The organism is Bacteroidia bacterium (genome assembly GCA_020852255.1).
Classification (GTDB): Bacteria; Bacteroidota; Bacteroidia; order JADZBD01; family JADZBD01; genus JADZBD01.
In genome coordinates, this window is sequence record JADZBD010000009.1 from 21,484 (window position 1) to 43,793 (window position 22,310).

Below are 22,310 nucleotides of genomic sequence, written 5' to 3' on the forward strand. Positions count from 1 at the left end.
CCTAGAAAATAAACTGCATCGCTCCCCGTATACCAAACACCGGTACGCGACTTTTCGAACTGGATTCATACCGGGTCCGGTACCCGTCATCCACATAACTCAGACGCCAGAGCGCGTCAAACCGGAAGATCTTGAAGACGTTCTCCACCCCTGCACTTACTTCATAATAAGGGCCATTGTTCAGCTGGTTAAGTGTTGCAGGAAATTCAAAAACATTCAGATTTTTGGAACTTACCTCTCCGATCAGTGCTTTTACGGTAAATACCTCCCGCCATTTCAGCTTCCGGAGCAGGGGAACCTTATTGAAAAGGAATCCTCCCATGTGATGGAACATCTGAACTGTCAGGTAGCGATCCGATGCAAATTCATAATAGTTCATCATATTGAATGCGTACGTATCATACACATACGTTTCATTTCCGCCATGCAGTTCCAGCAGAGGGTAAGGAACTTTTCCAAATACCTGACCTCCTTCAACGATATAATCCACATAGCCAAAGGGATTGATGTAAAAGCGATCGGTGACGTTCACCACCAGCTTTTGATATTCGTAGTCACCGTTCATCACTCCCTTTATTCCAAATGAAGCCGCCACGGACAGCACCGGGTATTTAGTGCCGGTACTGGTACGCAGAAACGTACCCTCCAGGTATTTTTCATCGTATGCAAAGCGGGTACGAATTCTGATCTCGGAAGTAGTGATGCCGCTGAGCGTATCACGGGTAAAATTGTCATTGAAGGCAATATATTTCATCGTTCCCAGGGGAGTCATATTCCGGTTCACGAGGTATAGCTTATTATTCCATCCGTCGAAAGGCTCGTATTCCCAGGTCAGCATACCCTGCTGCACGCGCGTCATGTTCGTAAGAGGGGTCCTGCGAAAAAGGGATGAGATGATGTTATCCGGTGTAAACGCATTCCAGCTTTGCCCCAGAACCTCATAATCATCCTTGTAATTCAGATAAACAATTTGCCGCGGGTTCTTTGTAATGAAACTTTTAAACTCTGCATTGTACTTAAATTTTTCGTCATCAAATCCATAGGCCGCGAAGCCGTTGATCTCCACCCAGCGCGAGAAGTCGTTACTCGTTCTCCCACCCACCCTTAACCGCAAGCCTTCAATACTGTTAAAACTGAGAATTTTATAGTACGGACCGAGTTCAACAGGGCCCTTTACCCAGTAGCCTCCCACGGCCGTCACCAAAATCGTTTCCCAGGATTTATAAATAGGCAGGCTCTGGATGGTGTCCACCATGTGATAGATCTGCTGCTCATTTTTTGAAAGAGAATCATGCCTGGCGTTCTTCCAGTATTCCTCCGTTTTCTCCGCTGCATCCTTCTCTACAAAAAGATTTTCACCAAAAGTCCAGAAGTCATCCGGCCTGGGCTGATCCAGGATAAAATTCTTATAGGAAGTTGTTTTTCGCCCGTAAAATCCTGTTTTCTTTTCACGGATCGCAAAATCCACGATGATCCTGTCCTTGACCAGCATCCATCTTCCGGAAGGAGCCTTTCCGTATTCCTGAATGAAGCTTAGTGTATTTACATAGTTCAGGTTCACGTCATCGGGCAGCGACATCTCCACGCGTTTAAGAGCAAAGGCAGTATCGGCTATCCACATGTTACCATTGAACACACATTCCTGCTTCCTTCTCTGTTTAAACTGAATATGATAACACCTGACGCCATCAATGTATACTGAATCGATCAGGTAATATTTATAAAAGAGTATTCCGTTTTCGGAGATCGGAGAAACGAATGTTTTGGCAAACACCTCAAAATTATTGTCATAGAGATTTACATTCTGATACATATCTCCCATGAACTGTGTCACGCTCTCCTCGTTCTGCAAACCGGAAATGCGGCTGGCTTTGATCACCTCTTTTTTCTTACGTGGTGATTTCTGGTAATAATAATCCGAAAGCGATTCGGAAATGAATAGTGGTAAGTAAGGCTTCTCCTTGGCGTTGGTACTGTCAATATAATCGAAGATGAACTTTACCGGCTTTAACGCCTTTTTGTCTTTATATTCCTTCGGAATATTGTTCAGGTCAAACTCCACTTTATTATACACCTCGTATTCGTACGCCTCCAGTGCGTCTTTATCGTTCTTTTCTTTGTTCGCCCATACTTTCCTCAGAATCTTGTGAGCGGGATTCTCACCTGGCGTGATGTTAACGGCATCAAACGTTTTTACATCACTTTTCAATTCAATGTTAATCACCTGTGATTGTCCTCTTTTCACTGCCACCGCGTAACGCACATACCCGATATAGGATACCACCAAAGAGTCTACCGGAACTGAGGCTGAAATAGAATATTTCCCGTCAAAGTCTGTGGTGGTCGACAGCTTGGTCTTCCGGAAAACCACATTCACAAAAGGCAGCCCTTCCCGCGTTTCGGCATCCACCACCTTTCCGGTCACCTTGGTTACCTGAGCTGCCAAACCCATCGGAAGACAACTTAGAATAATTGCAATATATCTGAATTTCAGCACTTTATGTATCAAGTGGAAGGGCTTACATCCCATCAAAAATCAAACCATTAAAATAGACAATACCGTACGAACAGGCAATACTGTTACATCCCCTTTTTCAGCAATTATCAAGAATCGGGGGGGTATTTGAGTTAGAATCATCCGGCTTTCCTCTGCTTGTTTTCCACGTATCGTGAAACGAAGATCGAAATCTCATAGAGACAATAGAGAGGGATGGCGACCATCACCTGGGAGGAAATGTCGGGTGAAGGGGTGATAAACGCGGAAATAATCAGGATTACCACGAGGGCATGCCTCCGGTATCGTCGCATAAAAGCCGGACCGAGGAGCCCGATGCTGGTAAGAAAATAAACCACAATGGGAAGTTCGAACACAATGCCCGTTGCAAAAGTGAGGTTGGTGATGGTGGAGATATAGGAATCCATGGTTATCTCATTTCCGATGAGCGGCGAAACCTGGTAATTCCCGAGAAAGAGAATGGTCAGAGGAGCAATTATAAAATAACTAAAAAGCACACCGGTGAAAAATAAGAACGAGGCATAAAAGACAAAACCCCTGACATACTGAATCTCCCTGTCCTTCAATGCCGGTTTAACGAATCGCCAGATCTCCCAAAGAAGGTAGGGAAAGCCAAGTACCAGTCCGGCAAGGAATGATATCCACATGTGGGAGAAGAACTGTCCCGACATATTGATATTCTTGAGTGAGAAGGCAAACTCTCCGACACACAGTTCATCGCCTTTCCCTGCCCAATGTGAAAACTTACAGATGGCGCGATAGGTAACAAAACTTTCCTCACTGGGTCCGAGAATAACCTTATCGAAGAGAATCTGCGGATACAGAAACGCCACCACCGCCAGCATCATGATTACCACTACTGAGCGAACCAGATGCCATCGCAGGGCTTCCAGGTGCTGGAGGAAAGACATTTCCTTTTTTGGTTCGCTCATGGGAGAGCAAATATAAGATGAAGTTCGGAGGGGGACAGCCTTCGGGTCTCCTTAATTGATTAAATTTGAACGATGCACAAGTCGGTCTATTTCTCTTTGGGATGGGTTCTTGCACTCGGCATGCTTTTTACGGCCTATTCGGGTCATTTTGAGAATCCTTTCCACTTCGACGACGATCACACCATTGTTTCAAACACCGCTATTCGTGACCCCGGCAACATTCCGTCGTTTTTCACCGATGCAACTACCACCAGTTCGCTGCCTGCAAACCAGGGATACAGGCCCCTGTTGACAGCACTCAATACCGTAGATTATACCATTCAGGAGAAGGTTAAGCAAGCGAGCATTGCCGATTCCACTTCCTCGGCGGCTACCTTGGAAAGGATGTTGTCGCCGGGATGGGCATCCAAGCCGGTCAGTTACCGGCAGCAGAACATCAATCCTTTCTTCTTTCACCTGCATATTTTTTTAAGCTTCATTCTGCTGGGCATCCTGATGTATTTTTTTCTGAAATATATTTTTGATGCGGCCCTCCCCCACTCGCTGAACCGCTGGGCTGCTCTCGCCGGAACAACTTTCTACTGGGTTCACACCGCGAACGCAGAAACCATGAATTACATCATTGCACGGTCGGATAGTGCAAGTACCACGGCCCTGATGGCTTCGCTGGTTTTCTTCCTCTGCTTTAAAAAGCCCTGGAACCTGGCTCTATCTCTCCTGCTTTTTATCCTGGCCGTATTTATCAAGGAACCATCGGTGACAGGAGTTGCTCTTTTGCCCTTGCTGCTCTTTTTTTTCAGAGAAGATCATTCCCTTCCCGACATTTTAACTGCCAAAGGAATCAAATCGCTCGGCCGGCCTTTGCTTTCCACACTTGCGTACGGATTGATAGCTTTGCTTTTCGTTCTGCTCAGCCGCAGGTATACTCCCCCCGGGTGGAATGCGGGAGATCCTGGCTTTTTTTCTTATGTAGGTGTACAGCCGGCGGTAATGCTTCACTATTTCAAAAACTTTATCTGGCCATCAGAGCTTAGCGCGGACACCGACTGGACGGCGGTGTTCAGCTGGAAAGATCCGCGCATTTATACCGGATTGGCTTTTATAGCCGTGATGTTTTATCTGGCCTGGCATTTTTCCAAAGAAAGGGTAACCCGCCCGATCACTTACGGTATCCTGTGGTTTTTCATTGCCTTGCTGCCGACCAGCCTTGTGCCCTTAGGAGAGGTAATGAATGACCACCGGGTATTCTTCCCGTACATCGGACTGGTTTTGTCTCTCACCTGGTTCATTGCGCTGCATTTCTACAAGCGAAAGGAACAGATGATTTCCACCGGACCACGGGCGGCTCTGCTTCTTTCCCTTGCCTTGATTTATGGTGCCCACCTGGCCGGCACCAGGCAACGCGCAGCGGTTTGGTCATCGGCCGAAACTTTATGGAAAGACGTCACCGAGAAAAGTCCCGGAAACGGCAGAGGCTGGATGAATTACGGAAATACCCTGATGGCACGAGGCGATTACGAAGGGGCATGGCAACAATATGTGAAAGCATCTGAAATACTGCCTTACTATTCGTACCTCAAAATCAATATGGGAGTACTGAAGGGTTTTACCGGATTTGCACAGGAGGCGGAAGGGTATTTCCTCGATGCGCTGCGTCTGGACATGAATAACCCGGAATGTTACTATTACTATGCTCAGTTCCTGATGCTACAGGATCGCATAGCGGACGCCCTTCGTTTCAACGAGAAGGGTCTGAAAGTAAGTCCGCAGCATACTAATCTGCTCCAGCAACAGCAACAACTCACGATCATGAACACCCTGCAGCAGGATTCCCGGCTTGATAAAGCGATCAAAGATGCCGCCGCTTCTCCGGGTATCGATACCTATCTTGCACTCAGCTATGAGTTCTATATGGCAGGAAAATACGAGCAAAGCATCAGGGCGGCGGAAGAGGCGCTGAAATTTGATGCAGACTCGGATCGCGCCTGGAATAACATCTGTTCAGGGTATAATGCGCTTAAAGACTGGGGGAAAGCCATTGCTGCCGGCAAGAAGGCGCTCGAACTTAATCCGGACAACCCATATGCCCGTAATAATTTAGCCCTTGCCCTTGCCGCAAAAGACAGCACGGTTAAGAAGCCCTGAGGCCGTCGTTTTTTCTTAAATTCGCAACGAATCAAGCAATTATGAGGACCCTCTTTCTTTCCTTTCTCACCTTTATCATACCGGTTGTTGTCTGCGCCCAGTCCGGCTCTTCCTTCCGGTCCGCTTCCAACCCTCACTATTGGAAAAACAGAAAGCCGTTTGAAGGTTACTGGCAACAGGATATACATTACAATATAGACGCCCGGGTGGACGAGCAAACAGATGTTATTGAAGGGAAACTCATTTTAACCTACTGGAACAATTCGCCCGATGAACTGAAATCGGTTTATTTTCACCTGTATCAGAATGCCTTTACCCGCGGCTCCTATTACGAATCCCTTAACAAGGGAAATAATATTCAGCCAAAATTCGGAGTATATGAGGACAAAGGACTCGGCACAGAGATAAAGCGGCTGGAGTCAGAAGGTAAAGCACTCAACAGCAAACTTGACAATACAATTCTGAAAGTGGAATTGCCCCGAACGCTGGCATCCGGTGATTCCATCGTTATTGAGGTGGATTTCAATACCTATTTTCAGAACAACACGGCCATGCGCCGCCGCATGAAAATGTTCAACGCCTACGGGTATAAGCATTATGATGGCGTGCACTGGTATCCGCGCGTGTGTGTGTATGACCGCAAACTGGGCTGGGATCTCGAGCAGCACCTTGAAAAAGAATTCTATGGTGATTTCGGGAGTTATGATGTAAGCCTGGATCTGGCAAATAATTTTGTATTGGACGCCACCGGTGTTTTACAGAATCCCGACGAAGTGCTGCCAAAGTCATTACGGGATTCACTTGATATCAAACGATTCGCCAACAAACCCATGTACTCACCACCTTCCGTGATTACAAAATACAAACCCGGAATAAGGAAAGTCTGGAAATTTAAAGCAGTGAACGTGCATGATTTTGCCTGGACCGCCGACCCTACCTACCGGATAGGCGAAGCCGACTGGATGGGAATAAAAATTATCGCTCTCTGCCAGGAGCCGCACGCATCGCGCTGGCAAAATGCCGCCTCCTTTACTGCTGATGTGATCAGAATATATTCCACTGACTTTGGCATGTATGTTTATCCGAAAATGATCGTAGCAGACGCGCGCGACGGAATGGAGTATCCCATGTTAACGCTGGACGGCGGCGAGGATCCGGGGTACCGTGACCTGATTGCCCATGAGGTGGGACATAACTGGTTCTTTGGTATGATCGGAACAAACGAAACCTACCGTGCCGCACTGGATGAAGGTTTCACCCAGTTTCTTACCTGCTGGGCTATGGAAAAGATTGACGGCCTTTACCGGGTTCAAAACCTTCCAAAAAACAAATACGTTCAGCGGCACCGTAAACCCGATCTTATTCGCAACAGTGAGGTTTACGCCGGATACCTTTTTGACTTCGAATACCGGGATGAAGTAGTTCTGAACACCCAGTCATCCATGTTTGGAACAGCCATGCGCCACGGAGGCGGATATCGCCAGGTGTACACGAAAACCGCTACTATGCTCTATAATCTGCAGTATGTGCTCGGTGATGAACTGTTCCTGAAAGCGATGCAGAATTATTTCGATGACTGGAAAATATGCCACCCGTACTGGGAGGATTTCAAAGCTTCCGTAACACGCACTGCCGGAACAGACCTCAGCTGGTTCTTCGACCAGTGGTTTGACACGCCAAAGACCCTTGATTACGGCATTACTTCCCTTAAGAAAGGAAAAGAGAAAGGCGAATATCAGATCACTTTCGTAAGAAAAGGGGATATGCAAATGCCCATTGATTTTGCAGTAGTGCTGGACAACGACAGCCTTGTGCATTTCCATATCCCAAACACTGACTTTATCAAAGAAACCAAGGCCCTGGTACTCCCGAAATGGTACGGATGGATGAGAATTAACCCGGAATATACGGCCACCATCAAAGTGACCGGAAAAGTGAAGGATGTACTGATTGATCCCACTCATCGTTTAGCAGACATCTGGATGCTGGACAACAGCAAGAAGTTTCCACTGAGTTATATGTCAGATTCCAGAATATATAACATGCCGGACTGGAAATCGTATGAACTCCGCTCCCGGCCTGAAATATGGTACAACGGCTTCGATGGTGTAAAGGCCGGTTTGCATTTCAACGGATCCTATATGGGACGCTATCGAAAGTTTGAATCTACCATCTGGTTCAATACCCAGTTCGGTCAGATGACGTTCGACAGTACCGTACACGAGAACGATTTTGACAACATATCCTTCCGATTTCATTACAGCACCCCAACGGAAAAAATATCTAAAAACTCTTCTGCCTCCTTCACTATCCATCTCCTCGACGGGCTCAATATGTACCAGGCAGGCTTTGTAAAGAAAGATAGGAAAAATGTAAATACGTATTATGCCTCCTATAAATCGATGATCCGCTACGCTGAATCCGATCTGACCTACCTGCTGAACAAGGAATGGCTTCCAAATATGCTGAATAATACGGTTACCCTTGGTATGGAACATCCCTACGATTACACAGGAGGTAACGGAACTATTCATCTCAGTTTGCGTTCTTCCACACTCATGAGTGATTTCAATTCGGCTGCTGCTAACCTAACGGTGATGAACCGAAACAAGCTGGGGAAAAAAATCAATCTCAACACGCGGGTTGCCGTACGTTATAGTACCGGCACACAGGCCCCCGAATCGGAATTGTATCTTGCCGGCGCTTCACCGGAGGAGATGATGGACAATAAATTCACACGCTCCATCGGCTTCTTCCCTTCTGAGTGGGCCGGTTACGGTGGGGATCTGAATCATTTTCATCACGGCGGCGGACTTAACCTCAGGGGATACGCGGGGTATCTTGCTCCCGAAGAAACAGGAAACGGTGGGGTGGTTCACTCCTACCGCGGCCATTCAGGCGCTTCGGTAAACGCAGAGCTGGAATTTGACAATCTTTTCCGGGGTAAGGGCATTCCGAAATTCTTTCGCCGGAAATTGGGAAGATGGAAATTTGCCAATGCCATGCGTAATACTTTCCGGATCAACACGTATCTTTTTGGTGACGCCGGTGTGATCTCTTACTCCGCTCCCGGAGAAAACCTGATGCTCACTGACCTGCGTGCAGATGCAGGCCTTGGAATTGCTCTTACAATCAAGAAGTGGGCTTTTCTGGAAACAGTTGATCCGTTAACGATCCGGTTCGACATGCCTCTATTTCTTAATCGTATCCCTTATACAGAAACCGACTACTTCGCGTTCCGGTGGGTGCTGGGCGTGAACAGGGCTTTTTAAAACAAATACACATGAAAACCATTTCCCTGTTTCTTCTGATTCCCGTGTGGATGTTCAGTCAAACGAATGAAGAATTGTATAAACAAGGCCTTGATCACCGGAAAAACTACCGCGTCAAGGAGGGATATGATATTTTCTCCAGACTCATGAAGTCCGATTCGTCCAACAGCAATTACCTGGCATACGGAAGCTATTTCTATTCGAAAACAGGGATTGTACAGAAAACAGATGAAGAGAAGATCAAATACTACAAAAAGGCGGAATACCTTGCCAAAAAAGCCATCGCCCTGGATGAAAAGAACCCGGAAGCACATTATGCCTACGCCATGGCACTGGGTCGTATAAATGAAAATGCAAGTTCGTCTGAAAAGATCAAAAATTCAAAACTGATCCGCAAAGAAGTTGACCGTACATTGGAACTGAATCCCAAGCATGCCGGAGCCTATCATATACTGGGCCGCTGGCACAGAACGATTGCAGGTTTCAGCTCTATTGAAAAGGGAATGATCAATGCCTTTTTCGGAGGGGTTCCGCCCGGAGCAACATATGATGATGCGGCAAAAGCCTTCCAGAATGCCATTGTCCATGAACCTGATTACATTCTACATGCCTATGAACTGGGGGTAACCTATAAGGAGATGAAGAAAAAAGAATTCGCCAGGGCTATCCTCGAGAAAGCACAAAAAATGCCATTGAGGAATGAGGAGGACAAAGAAACCAAGGCAAAAGTAGACGCGCTACTCAAAGAGCTCAAATGATCCTGCCTTTTTTCGAAGGATATCCACCAATTTTTTCAGCTCCGGAACCACTCCACTGAACCACAGGACCGGAAGATACACCGCGCTGACTACAACAGATCTCAGTGCCATATCAATGTATTTATTTTCCATTTCCGGTATCAGGTAATTGACCCCAAGAGCGGCTGCCAGCGCGAACAAAACTACCGGGACAAATTTTCCCAGGGGCTGGAGACCGAAGCCTGCCCAAATGATCACATACTTCATAATATTATAAAAAGAGAAAGTAGTTGCCGTGGCGATCGCAGCGCCCGTTATACCGAATCGCGGGATCAGTACATAATTCAACACCAGTGTTAAAATCACCATTCCCAGCACCAGCAGGCTGCCGGTAATATAATACCGGGAATAGAAAATGATGGAATTATTAAGCCCGGTCATCATATTGAAAAAGGCTGATCCTGCCATGATAATTACCACCGTTTCTCCGCCGGTGTATTTTTCTCCGATCAGTTGCAACAGTGCATGGATGTTCACCACCACTCCGAGCAGCAGTAATCCTCCAATAGCGCTCAGGAGTCGCGCTGATTTGTAATAAACGCCCCGTACCAGCGTCATATCTCCATGATGCAGCGCATGTGATACTTTCGAATCAGCGATTTTTGACAAGGCATTCGAGGGAACTTCCACGATGGTGCCTATCGTAGCCGCAATCGTATACACTGCCACTTCCTCCAGCGGGATGCCACCGCTGAGATCCGAGCCAACCATTACTACATCTACCTGCCGGAGTGAACGGCTTGCCAGGGTAGCTAAAGCAATAACAAATGTAAAGTTCCTGATTTCCTTCCAGTTTTGCTTCCTCATGTAGGCCCAGTCGATTTTTCCGGAAATTCTGTCTTCCTTCCTCAGGTAAACAAAAAGGATCAGGAACTGAATCGCATACATGAACGAAAAAAGTACTATGAAGGTGTGAAAGTCGATCCAATGCAGAAAATACATTCCCAGAATCACCACCTGATATAACCGGCCAAAAATTTCATCCAGAAATGCCGGCACTGTACTTTTAAAAATGATGAATGCGTATGCGTTCATCATACTTATCAGACCCGCAAACAAGGTCATTGGGAAAATATACATGAAATACTCAACAAACAGAGGTGACTTGCTGTATCCTTCAAAGAGTTCATGCCGGAAAATAAACAACCCAGATGCAAAAAGCATGAAACTGGCAAGTATCGTCAGGAATATCAGGTTTATAAAACCGTAATTCCCCGTTTCACGGTTGCGAAACTGCGGAAAGAAACGGATCACCACGCCGTTCAGTCCCAAAGGAAATATTGTACCGAAAATGATGGAAACAGAAAACAGCATACGCGTAAGTCCAAGCTCTTCCGGCGTCAGGAATCTTGGCTGGAGGATCAGGATATTCACGAACCCCACCATCACGCCGAGGTAGGCGAAAGCGGTGTTGAATAATCCCTGTTTTTGTATAGAACTCACGTTAGTATAACGATCAGACCCGAATGATATTTTTAAAGCGGGATGAGCGGTCAGGGTGCATGAAGATCAGGTCTCCCTCATAATGGGTGGCCTCGCCCTGCATGAGCGGGTGCAGACAATCCTGCTTTGAGCCAAACACCCTGTAACCCAATTCCTGAAAAAAACCGATCATCTTTGTGCGGTTCGTTCCGGAAGTTTCAAGCTGTACCACCGGATGGAATTTGCGAAGCACGTCGGTAAGGAGGGGGATAATATGCTCCTCGTAGCCTTCCACATCACATTTAATAAAATCCAGCCGCTGAAGCGATCCGAACAGATCCATTGGGTGTTTCATCGTAGCTTTAAAAACCATTGTTTGCCCATCCTTTTCACCTTCCTTCAGAACATGCGTTAGTCCGTGCCGGAAATTCCGGTGTCCGGAAGGAATACCCATTTCGATTTCCCTGCCTGATTCCTCGCCGAGGGCGAAGGGAAGAATTTCCACATTCGTGCGGAAACCCACATTTCTCAAGAGTACCTCGCGGAACAGTGCCACAGGCTCCACCGCCCAAACCTTACCGGAGCTTCCCACACGATCAGAGAACAACACGGTATAATACCCCAGATTCGCCCCTATGTCAATCACATGATCCCCTTCCGATACCAGATGATCCACAAGATAATGATTAAAAAACGCGGGCTGCCCTTTTAGCCATCCGTGTTTCAACAGAAAGAAGAACGTTTTGCTGACCACGCGCAGGTAACGGGCGGGACCCAACAGACCATAAAGGCCGCGCTTGATCATCTGCCGCTTATGTATTTAGTTAAAATCGTTCTGTTCAGGTCCGTTCTCCCGAAATAGGACTTGAATCGTGCATCGGTACGGATATAAGAATTATCAACACTCACACAGCCGCCGGTATCTGCCAGCGCATAATCGCCCTTTTTGTTCATGAGTTCCTCCAGCAGGCGTACGATCTCTGTAACCTTAGTCTGGTTATCAAAACAAATGTTGATGATATGATTATGTACCGATTTGTCTTCGATTAGTACCTCCCCAATTTCCGCAATATCCTCAACCGACGCCAGGTGGCGGCACGCATTTGCCTGGAGAACGAAATGTCTGCCGCTCCGGATCGCATCGTATAAAAAATTAATAAGCGTATGCGGATTGTTTGTTTTCCCCACAAGTATAGGCAGTCGCAGGATCAGGAACCGCCCGGCGTGAGAACGAATATATTCTTCAATTCTTTTTTTATGCTTCACGTAGGGAGACAATGCCTGTTCCGGATCAAGTACACTGGTTGTGCTGAAATATACGAAGAGGAAAGGTTTTTGAACGCATTCTTTCACCAGATCGAATTCCCGCTCGAAAGCCGGGGTCTCCCTGAGCATGGAATTCGATACACCGGACGCAAAAATCAGCACATTTTCACTTTGGGCGTATCTGCTGAAAGCTCCGGCTAAAAGTCCACTTCCTATGATCATTTGGTCTGGATTCCCTGTAAAAGTAATACTTTTGTTCTCTCACCCTCCTATCCCATTGAAGAATAGGCTGATATATATCTTTCCCATTTCCATCTCCTTTATCAGGAATGATCGCGTTTTGCTGGAGAAGCATTTTGAAATAATACCCTTCTCCTTTCAGCCGGTGGTCAAGTTCCTGACTCCGTTTGTACTGGTTCATCAATTCTTCTTTCTGCTTTGCAATATCAGGAAAACGGATGCTTTGGTATGCTGGTTTGCCGGGTATCATAGCTACTTTCCCTCCCTTATTGGAAAGTGGTTCAAAAAGCCTGTACTGATTATTGCCGGCGGAGCGGACTGCGTTAATTTTCCCGGCATTCATTACGGTAATTTTCAAAATGCCGGGATGCGTGCATTTACACGGGCTTCTTATCGCAAAGTTTCACACATCGCACCCGTTCATGAATGGCTGATACAAAATCACTACACCTACGATCCACAGGTACCATCCGGACAAGGGTATGAATTGGTGTATCCCGGCGCCACCACAGCACATACAGTAATAAAGTTCGGGTACGACGGCGATAAATTCAAGCCCTGCGGTGAACGGCAACCCAACTCTTTTCTTACTGTTTCCCAAATGAATGCCAGTAACTTTTACCGAAAGGGCATTGATCTCTATTTCTCCATGGCACGGAAATTTCCGCACTGTACCTTTACCCTGGTGGGAAATAAAGAGGGAATGAATTATCCCGGATTACCGGAAAATGTAAAAATTCTTCCATTTGTTGAATACGATAAATTACCGGAAGTATATTCGTCTCACGAATTCTACTACCAGGTTTCCATGTGTGAAGGATTTCCGAGTGCTCCCTGCGAGGCTATGCTTTGCGGATGCATTCCTATTGTCTCGAACGTAGCCGCATTACCCGAGATTGCAGGTGATACCGGCTTTATATTAACCCACCGGGACGAGCAGGAACTGGAAAAACTTTTCCATAAAGCACTTGCATCGGATAAAATCTCTTTGAGTAAAAAGGCCCGGGAACGGATTCTGCATCTATATCCTCCATCCGAACGCCAGAAACTGATCACGCTGATAAAAGACCTTATCAGGATCTAACTCATCTTCTGGTGCATTCTTACAGTGTAATTCACCCGGGAAAGCAAAGGATACACTCCCTCTTTCCGGAAATACTCATCCACTGCCTCTCTCGCACCCTTCCAGTGTCCGTAATCGTCGAGCAGAAGAATTCCGCTTTTTGCAAGAAGGGGATACAGGTGTTTCATTTCATGCGCCGTGGACTCATACCAATCCGTATCCAGCCTGAGAAGAGAAATACCTGAAGGCCTCTGCGCCGGAATAGTATCTTCTACTTTACCCTTTACAAAGACCAGATTCTCCTCCGGATATCCTGTAGAAATCAAATTCGTTTTAACCTCCTCCATCGGACTATAGCACCATACATTCTTTTCTGCCCCTTTCTCCTGTGAATCCAGTAAAGCTCCCGCATCCGCTCCACGAAAGTCAACATCTCTGGCTGTGGGTTCCGACATGCCTTCATAGGTGTCATACAGCCAGAGTTTGCGGTGCGACTGTCCTTCCTGCAGGAGTACAAGTGCCATCATCATGGCGCTTCCTCCCTTCCATACACCGCATTCCACCATATCCCCGGGGATATTGTTCCGGCAAACATACTGTGTTGCTGAATAAAGCGCATAGAGTGCATCCGGTCTTGTATACGTCAGCGCAGTGCATTTTTTAAAAAAATTTCTGAATGCCGGTTCTGCAATGTCCGCCGGCAAACCGTCCGGATCTGACCCCTCCCGCTTCGTAAGTGTGTAACCACGCGATTCAAGGAACCTTACTATGCCCTTTTTAAATAGACTCATGATTGATTCAGCATTGATGCCTGAATAGTAATCGTAAATTCTTTATCAGGAACAGCCGGGTAAACGCGGGAGAATGACTTTACAGGGCGATTAATATAAATAGCACAAAGCGTATTGGAGACGTGGTAAATGTTGTTTCTTTTCTCTGCCGGTGCCCCATCCAGTATACCTGCAAAAACATTCCAGTCAATATGCTCATACTGAATCGCATAATCATGCCAGACGATGATTGAAGTATCATCTTTAAGCAACCTAAAAACTTTTTCAGTATCGTTCCTGACCGCTTCATACCGGTGATCACCATCTACAAAAATGAGATCGAATTTCCTGTTGAGCGAATTAAAATCGAAAGTCATTGAATTTCCCTCCACATGCTTTACATTGGGAAGATCTCTGGAAAAAAAACGCTGCACTTTCGTGAATGGTTCACCCCAGCCAATGGAATGCATTTCTTTGTCGGAAAGACTCAGGGACCAGCACTCTTTAGCCACCTCCGCTACATTTGAGATACTTTCTCCCCTCCAGGTACCGATCTCAAGGTACGCGCAGTCTCTGAATCCGGAAGCGAGTTGCTTCAACAGGGCCATATCAATGGGCAGAGAGGTGCCGTAGAGGTGGGTGAAATGATGCACCTCTTGCCGGAATCCGGGAAACAAATCAGTCAGGCTGATCTCCTTCAGCCCATTTTCCATTCCGTATCTTTTTGTTACATAGTCTTTACGGTCCGCCGAGGAGATCCCGTGGTACAAAGCCTTCAGGATCACAGACGGGCGGGTGAACAGGTACTTTAGAAATGGACCAACAAGCTTCCTTCTTTGCATAACTTACCGCAAAGATGGGAAAAAGAGAGGATATTACAGCTTCTCCAGAACCATGGCGAAGGCTTTCGCCCCGTTTCTTCTCGAGAACCGGGAAATATCATTGGACATTCGCATGCTCAGAACTCCTGACTTATATTCACTGAAATACTTCTGTACCATAGCGATCATCCCCTCTAAGTCCTTGAAATCATGAACGGATCCGGCAAGGCACTCACGGATAATCTCCGCTGAGTCACCGTCCGGATTTCCGATGCAAACAACAGGGCGCTTTGCGGCGAGGTATTCGAACAATTTACCCGGAATAATTCCGAGAACATTGGGAGTGTCATTCAGTGGAAGAAGAAGCACAGGACTTGACATCAAAAAAGGGACAATCTCTGAGTGTGGCAGGTAATCTATTCGCTCCACAAAATCCCACAGGCCCTCCCCTTTTAGTGATTCAAAAACACTGTAATCAGTTTTTCCAACCAGGCGAATCTTCAGATGATGCTTCAGCTCCGGCTCAACTTTTAACACTTCTGCAAGAGCCTTCCAGAAAACAACAGGATTCCGGTCTTTATTCAAGGCACCAATGTGATGAAACGCAAATTCCTTTTTTACTTCAGGGCATGAGACATTGAAATCCTCCTCATCATATCCATTGGCGATCACTTCAACCGATCTGTTGGATAATTTCCTGAAATCACCGGCCCAATGCCGGCTCACTGTAACGATTTTATCTGCATGCTGCAATACTTCCTGTTCTAACCGGCGGTGCCTGGCATCAGCCGCAGCACTCAGCATCAGCTGATCATAGAAATCAATATTTGTCCAGGGATCCCGGAAATCAGCGATCCAGGGAATGCCAAATTTTCTCTTTAATCCCAGGGCAATAAGGTGCATACTATGGGGTGGTCCTGTGGAGATTATTGCATCCACTTTGTTCTTTTGCAGCCAATCTGAAAGAAACTCAATAGATGGTTTTATCCAAAATCTTCTTGCGTCAGGGATGAAATAATTCCCTCTTATCCAAACGGCCAGCTTCTGCATCGGGCCCGGCTTTTTTCCTTCGGAAATGAAACCGGCACTCACTTTTTCACTTTTCTTCCGCCCTGTCATCCGTTTATAAAGGTCGTAGGGTTCCCAGGGTTTTGTTCTCAAGACCAGGGTTTCCGGTCTTACGTCCTTCTGCAGAGACAAGTCAGTTGCCGGATACTCCGCATCCTTAGATGTATAAATTACCGGATCCCATCCAAATTCAGGAAGATACTTGGAAAACTTCAGCCAGCGTTGTACGCCGGCCCCTCCTGCAGGCGGCCAGTAATAAGTAAGTATGAGAACACGTCGCATGGGAACTAATAACAGAGGAGGAACCGCCGTACCTTATGATTGATTTGCAGCGCGCTTTCTCCACGCCAGAAAGCCCACACCGCCGAACATGAGCAGCATCAGCACTGAACTAATCATCGAAATATTCTCTCCAAGGTGATACGATTCAGGTTCAAATTTCCATTCCACTTTGTGTTCCCCTTTGGGAATCATCAGGCCACGCAGAATATAATTCACACAAAAATATTCTACCGGCTTTCCATCTATGTAGGCATTCCATCCGGAGGGATAATAAATCTCCGAAAACACTGCCAATCCATCCTGTGAGGAACGGGTCTGGTAAACAAGCCGCTCCGGGTGATAAGATACCAGGCGGATTCCTGCCATACTATCCGGAGTAATCGACGCCGGCAGTGATGCTTTATATTTCTGATCAATGATTGCCGTAATCGCGGGCTGAAATTCACGCAGAGCGAGAATTTCCGAATCAGGATTTGCGACCAGCTTATATTCATCTACAAACCAGGCAGGACCCAAAAATTCGGGATTAGCAATCGCCTCCGGCTCCCCTGTTTGTCCCTGCATGATAAAATATTTCGTGTTCAACATATTGAACACCCACCGATTTCCTCTTGCCAGATGAAAGTCAATCACATCCTGATACCGCTTTAATTTAGCACCGTGATAACCCGAAAGAGAATTGTGGAAAAAACAGGTGGCAGCATCCTGATCCAGCCGGGCCATTTGATTAAAAACCCTGTAATGGCCCGTATCCTGCATAATCTGCAAATCGGCCGCGTGCGGGCGCTCGGGCCCAAAAACGTTTTCAATTTCCCCTTCCTTCATCGGCTTTTTCTTCTCAAAGGATGTCTCTCTGAAATACCGCATATTCACTGCACCCATGTCTACCAGTGTGAGGAGTGCGATACCTACACCCACGGCGTATCCTGGAATTTTTTTGCGGGAGTAAAAGAAGATCAGAGCGCCGGCGAGAATAATGAAAATAAAACTACGGCCGGCATCGCTTTTCACAATATTTTCTCTCAGCTCTTCCACGTTCGGCCAGATGCTGGTAAAATACCCCATCAGTTCCTCCGGCTTCTTATCCGGATAGTATCTGGAGTACTGCGCTACCATATCCTCCACTTCATTTTCCTTTGAAAGATCTGTAAAGGAAGAAGGCGACAGCCATACCAGCAGGGAAATACCTCCTGTTACAGCCAGTGAAATATAAAACGCCTTCATGGCATTCACGGGAACGGACGTCAGTTTCTGTCTCAGCACATCGGGTTCCTTCATCAGCCTGTCCAGTGCGAGAGCTGCTAAGATGGGTGTTACCAGTTCAGCTACCACCAGCATACTTGACACCGCCCTGAATTTGTTATATGCCGGAAAATACTCCAGAAAAAATTCAGTGAGCCCCATAAAATGACGACCCCATGCCAACATAATGCTGAGCAGTGCACCGGCTATCATAGCCCATTTCAATGCACCTTCTGTAAGGAAAATCCCAAGCACAAACAGAAAGACAACAATTGCACCCACATACACGGGACCTGAAGTGAACGAAACCGGTCCGAAATAACCTCCCATATTACCGGCAGCCTCCCTCTTTTGCTTTTCTCCCGGATCGTCTGCACCATCAATATATTTTTCCACTGCTCCTTTGTGCTCCATTTGCATTGGCACGGAAGATCCCCCCTTAAAATTCGGGATCAGCAAGGTCATCGTTTCACCTTTCCCGTAGCTCCATGCCAGTGCGTATTCTGCATCCAGACCGCCGGTATCATCCGGCTTTTTTGTTCCATCCGGGTTGATCGTAAGATCCGACTTGCCGCGAATGGTATACTTTGAGTAATCTAACGTAGTCATCAGCAAACCGGCATTGACCCCCACCGCCAGCAAAGCGGCCAGTGCCAATCCTCCGGAAGCTTTAACGAAATCCAGGATCTTTTTATCACGAACAGCTTCTATGAAATAACAAACGGCAAGTACCAATACCAAAATAAACAGGTAGTATGCCATCTGCAGGTGATTGGATTTAATTTCAAGCGCGATAAACAAAGCAGACAATGACATGCCTGCGAGTAATTTTCCACGATAGGTCATTATAACACCCGCCAGAACCGGAGCAAAATAGGCGATGGCATGCGCTTTTGAATTATGACCCGCTTCCAGAAGAATGAAGAAATAGGAAGAAAATGCAAAGGCGATACTCCCGAAAATGGCCGCATACCGGTTCACTCCCAGAACCATCATGAGAATATAAAATCCCAACATGGAAAGAAAAACATTGTAGATAGGATGTGGCAGCAATTTGGTGGTAAGCTTGTCAACATATCCCACTATATTGGAAGGAAAATCCACATGGATCTGGTAGGTAGGCATTCCCCCGAAAGCTGTTTCCGTCCACAGAATATTTTCACCTTTGTTGCGGTGTTCCATCAGCTCACGCGCCATCCCACGGTAATGGACTACATCACCCTGTACCAGATTCATTCCTTTAAAAGTTACATCCTTGAAAAAGACTGCCGCAAGAAGATAAAAGATGAGGAGGATGGCCGCGTGGGGCAGGTACTGCTTAAGGTTCAGTTCTTTCATGTGTAAATCCCTAAAAATCAGGAACAAAAATAGGAAAAATCTTAGTCTTTGATCTCCTCATAATCGATATACTCGCCTTCGCGGACATCTTTGGTCTTCTTCGGCTCCGAAGAATGAATGCGAGTCTCCCCTTCCTTATTCTCTCTGGGGGGGTGATGATGCGTATGAAAAGTAAATGTATTGGGGCGGGATGAGCTGGTATCTTTTCTAAAAATCCGGAACAGGATCCAGATCACAAGCACGGTAAAAAAAATTTCTGAGATTGTCATCGGATAACCGTTACCGTGCCCAGCCGGGCTTTCATTTTCTTCTTTCCTCCCGTACGTTGGAGGCGCCAAATATACACTCCTTCCTGAACCAGTTCACCGCTTTCCATACGTCCGTCCCATGCCTTGCTGCCCGGATCGTCGGTTTCCCAAATCACATGACCCCAGCGATCAAAAATCTGCAGCTTTTCATAAAAGCAACCTACCGGTCCTTCCACCTTCCAGGTCTCATTGAAGGCATCGCCGTTAGGGGTGAAGGCATTGGGCACATACACACTGGAAGCTTCGATCAGGTCGAAATCCACCATAGATCTTGCGGTATCCGCACAGGCAGTATAGGGATTAACAATCAGGGTCACCAGGTAAGTTCCGAAGGCCGGGTATCCGTGGACCGGGTTCTGAGTTCCGCTGGAATCTCCATCGCCGAACACCCATAACTGACTGATCACATTTCCGGATTCGTTGGTAAACAATACAGCAGATTCGCAGGGTACGCCTGCCGAAGTGAATACAGCCTGGGATGCAGTAATCACCGTAAGCGTGACGAGACCGGTATCAATACACCCGTAACTGTTGGCACCGGTAACGGTATAGGTAGTAGTTGTTGTTGGAAAGGCCATCACATTGGCCCCGGTATTCGACGAAAGTGTACTGGCAGGATTCCAAGAATAATTCTGTCCGCCTACGGCTGTGAGTGCCGTACTGTCGCCCAGGCAAAGGTTAGGATTTCCGGTTGCTGTTATTGCAGGAACGGGATTAATCACCACGGTAACAGTGCCTGTTCCCGTGCATCCGTTCATATCTGTTCCCACCACTGTATAGGTAGTAGTAACTGTGGGAGCTGCAATCACGTTTTGTCCAGTAGCGGCACTGAGGGAGGCAGCGGGTGTCCATACAAATCCGGCACCTCCTCCTCCGCTCAGGGGTACCGTAAGTCCCGGACAAATGGCCGTATCGCCCGACGCAGTGATTTGAGCCGGCGGATGAACTGTTATTGTGATGTATGCAGTATCGGTGCCGCACACATCCGTTCCTATCACCGTATACGTGGTGGTGCTGAGCGGAGTGGCTGCAACAGAAGTTCCGGTAGTGGCACTCAAACTGCTGGCCGGACTCCACACATAGCTGGCGGCACCGCTGGCGTTTAGAATGGCGGCCACATTCGGGCATACGTCAGGAGTGGTAGTGGAAACAGACACCATCGGTTGGCCGGATACTGTTACCACTATGGAATCGGTATCACTGCCGCACACATTGTTCACGATCACCCAGTAAGTGCCTCCTGTACTAACGGTAACGGACGCCGTAGTTGCACCCGTACTCCACTGGTAAGTAGAATTGCAGACATTTCCTGCGGATATATTAAAGGGAGTAAGGGGACAAGGTGCAATGGTATCATTCCCAATATTTATAAAATTACCCACCTGCTGGGTCATACTGAAGGGTACAAAGTTGGGAAGCCCCGAGCGGCAGGTTGTTCCCCCGTTGAGAGCAAATCCATTCGCCACATAATTACATCCCACTCCTACCGTATTCGGATTGTTAATTACATCCAGGTTAGACGCGCCGTTATTGGCCACGTAAAGGCGGCCATCGGGAGCCGACTGGATCATTCCGTACAGATACACATTCCATCCCGGAAGGGTGGCCAGCTGAGTAGTTGTTTGTGTGGGAAGATCAATCTGCACAACAAAATTGCCGGTCCAGACAGTTGAGAAATACAATTCATCATCATTGGGTGAGAAATCTATTCCGTAAACCGTATTGCTGTAAAGGCTTGCAAGAGGCAACAGGTTTACCATATTGGTTACCTGACCTGTTGTGCTGTTAAAATCAAATAGTTCAAACAGTGGCCCAAATGTATTTGCCACTGCCAGTTTCTGACCATTATGGGATGCTTTGATGGGACCTATCATATGGTTATTGGCATGAAAACCGCCCACATTCGAAGTAACAGCAGGGCCCAGTCCGGAAGAGGAGAGCAGAAAAGTTTTGAAAGCGTTGGAATTCAACTCATGCGTAATAATCCAGATGTCAGTTCCGTTTGAATGAAGAACGGCCGTTATCTTTTCACCGCAAGGCTGGTGAACAAGAATGTTTTTTTGTGCTATAACAACATCTCCGCTTCCTCCGTTAAGGCACATATCCACCACAGTATAGCGAAGATCACCTGTGCCGGAATGATCTGCCACGTGGAAAATGTAATACTTCGAACAGTCCAGCGGTTTCTTAACGATCAGGACCTGGGTAGAAGAGGATCCGCCCAAAAGTCCGTTCCCGTTTGGCATCACGGCATTCGTTGCATCCCAAACGGTTGTACCATCAGTATAGAAAAGAAGATTCCCCTGGTTATCACAAACACTTGCTGTTGCTTCCAGCACATTATTCATGGATGATGTTATCGGTACAGGATTTCCTCCATTAAAATCCATTCCGGCCATATCGCCGAACACCCACACATTGTTCTGCTGTCCGTACAGAACCGAAGAAATAAGGAACACCGCTATCGCTATTCGACGTAACATTTTGAAATCCAACCTTTAAAGTTACAAAATCGGTTCAGGTGCGCCAAAAGAGCCTTACAAATCACAGATTTTCAGGAGGTTGTCTTTTATAAGACGGATGAATGAACCGAAAGGTTGCGTAAGGTGAAAACCGGCAGGCTATTAAAAAATTACTTTTTACCGGTAAGAAACAGAAAGACCGCTCCAAAAAAAATACCGCTTCCTCCAATGATCATCAGTAAGGTTGCGGCGGGCCAATGCATCAGTTTAAAAACCAGGCCTGCCCCTAATCCCAGCAATCCGATGAACATTACTTTCTTGTAAAGACCCGAAGACGGGGGGGTATTTGGTTTGTCTACTAACATGC

The 22,310-nt window shown here is 46.8% G+C and carries 16 protein-coding genes; 4 read left to right on the forward strand and 12 right to left on the reverse strand.

The window, feature by feature from the left end; genetic code table 11:
• Position 1 precedes the first annotated feature (1 nt).
• Positions 2-2,452, reverse strand: coding sequence for a carboxypeptidase-like regulatory domain-containing protein (locus IT233_05910; GenBank protein MCC7302159.1), 2,451 nt, complete (start codon positions 2,450-2,452; stop codon positions 2-4).
• A gap of 182 nt (positions 2,453-2,634) precedes the next feature.
• A complete protein-coding gene (gene tatC / locus IT233_05915) occupies positions 2,635-3,447 on the reverse strand; it encodes a twin-arginine translocase subunit TatC (protein ID MCC7302160.1) in 813 nt (270 codons plus the stop codon).
• Between the two features lie 72 nt (positions 3,448-3,519).
• Here tatC and IT233_05920 point away from each other — a divergent pair, with 72 nt between their 5' ends.
• Genes IT233_05920 through IT233_05930 form a run of 3 tightly spaced genes read left to right on the forward strand, consistent with a single transcriptional unit; the run spans position 3,520 to position 9,622 of the window.
• Entirely contained in the window at positions 3,520-5,592 is a 2,073-nt protein-coding gene (locus tag IT233_05920) for a tetratricopeptide repeat protein (GenBank protein ID MCC7302161.1), read from the forward strand.
• A gap of 41 nt (positions 5,593-5,633) precedes the next feature.
• Positions 5,634-8,864, forward strand: coding sequence for a M1 family metallopeptidase (locus IT233_05925; protein ID MCC7302162.1), 3,231 nt, complete (start codon positions 5,634-5,636; stop codon positions 8,862-8,864).
• A gap of 11 nt (positions 8,865-8,875) precedes the next feature.
• Positions 8,876-9,622 (forward strand): hypothetical protein, encoded by a 747-nt coding sequence (locus IT233_05930; GenBank protein ID MCC7302163.1) that lies wholly within the window; start codon positions 8,876-8,878, stop codon positions 9,620-9,622.
• On the opposite strand, the gene IT233_05935 is transcribed toward IT233_05930, so the two are convergent.
• Genes IT233_05935 through IT233_05945 form a run of 3 tightly spaced genes read right to left on the reverse strand, consistent with a single transcriptional unit; the run spans position 9,602 to position 12,571 of the window.
• Complete coding sequence (locus IT233_05935; protein MCC7302164.1) at positions 9,602-11,104, reverse strand: polysaccharide biosynthesis C-terminal domain-containing protein; 1,503 nt, start codon at positions 11,102-11,104, stop codon at positions 9,602-9,604. The two genes, IT233_05930 and IT233_05935, sit on opposite strands and share 21 nt — an antisense overlap.
• Positions 11,105-11,117: 13 nt before the next feature.
• Positions 11,118-11,888, reverse strand: coding sequence for an FkbM family methyltransferase (locus tag IT233_05940; protein ID MCC7302165.1), 771 nt, complete (start codon positions 11,886-11,888; stop codon positions 11,118-11,120).
• Entirely contained in the window at positions 11,885-12,571 is a 687-nt protein-coding gene (locus IT233_05945) for an NAD(P)-dependent oxidoreductase (GenBank protein MCC7302166.1), read from the reverse strand. Before IT233_05945 ends, IT233_05940 begins: the two co-directional genes overlap by 4 nt.
• On the opposite strand from IT233_05945, the gene IT233_05950 reads away from it, so the two are divergent.
• Positions 12,564-13,673 (forward strand): glycosyltransferase family 4 protein, encoded by a 1,110-nt coding sequence (locus IT233_05950; protein ID MCC7302167.1) that lies wholly within the window; start codon positions 12,564-12,566, stop codon positions 13,671-13,673. The two genes, IT233_05945 and IT233_05950, sit on opposite strands and share 8 nt — an antisense overlap.
• Here IT233_05950 and IT233_05955 read toward each other — a convergent pair.
• The 7 genes from IT233_05955 to IT233_05985 form a co-directional block, all read right to left on the reverse strand.
• On the reverse strand, positions 13,670-14,443 hold the full coding sequence (locus IT233_05955; GenBank protein ID MCC7302168.1) for a class I SAM-dependent methyltransferase: 774 nt from the start codon (positions 14,441-14,443) through the stop codon (positions 13,670-13,672). The genes IT233_05950 and IT233_05955 overlap by 4 nt on opposite strands.
• Positions 14,440-15,264: a class I SAM-dependent methyltransferase gene (locus IT233_05960; protein MCC7302169.1), complete on the reverse strand. Its 825-nt coding sequence runs from the start codon at positions 15,262-15,264 to the stop codon at positions 14,440-14,442. Before IT233_05960 ends, IT233_05955 begins: the two co-directional genes overlap by 4 nt.
• Before the next feature lie 33 nt (positions 15,265-15,297).
• Complete coding sequence (locus IT233_05965; protein MCC7302170.1) at positions 15,298-16,593, reverse strand: glycosyltransferase family 4 protein; 1,296 nt, start codon at positions 16,591-16,593, stop codon at positions 15,298-15,300.
• Positions 16,594-16,626: 33 nt separating this feature from the next.
• Positions 16,627-19,173 carry a hypothetical protein gene (locus IT233_05970; GenBank protein MCC7302171.1) on the reverse strand — a complete coding sequence of 849 codons (2,547 nt, stop codon included), beginning with the start codon at positions 19,171-19,173 and terminating at the stop codon, positions 16,627-16,629.
• Between the two features lie 41 nt (positions 19,174-19,214).
• Positions 19,215-19,442 carry a hypothetical protein gene (locus tag IT233_05975; protein MCC7302172.1) on the reverse strand — a complete coding sequence of 76 codons (228 nt, stop codon included), beginning with the start codon at positions 19,440-19,442 and terminating at the stop codon, positions 19,215-19,217.
• The gene (locus IT233_05980; GenBank protein MCC7302173.1) at positions 19,439-21,964 is read right to left on the reverse strand and encodes a gliding motility-associated C-terminal domain-containing protein; all 2,526 of its coding nucleotides are present in this window, start codon (positions 21,962-21,964) and stop codon (positions 19,439-19,441) included. Before IT233_05980 ends, IT233_05975 begins: the two co-directional genes overlap by 4 nt.
• 149 nt (positions 21,965-22,113) lie before the next feature.
• Positions 22,114-22,308, reverse strand: a complete 195-nt coding sequence (locus tag IT233_05985; protein MCC7302174.1) for a hypothetical protein — start codon at positions 22,306-22,308, stop codon at positions 22,114-22,116.
• Between the last annotated feature and the right edge of the window lie 2 nt (positions 22,309-22,310).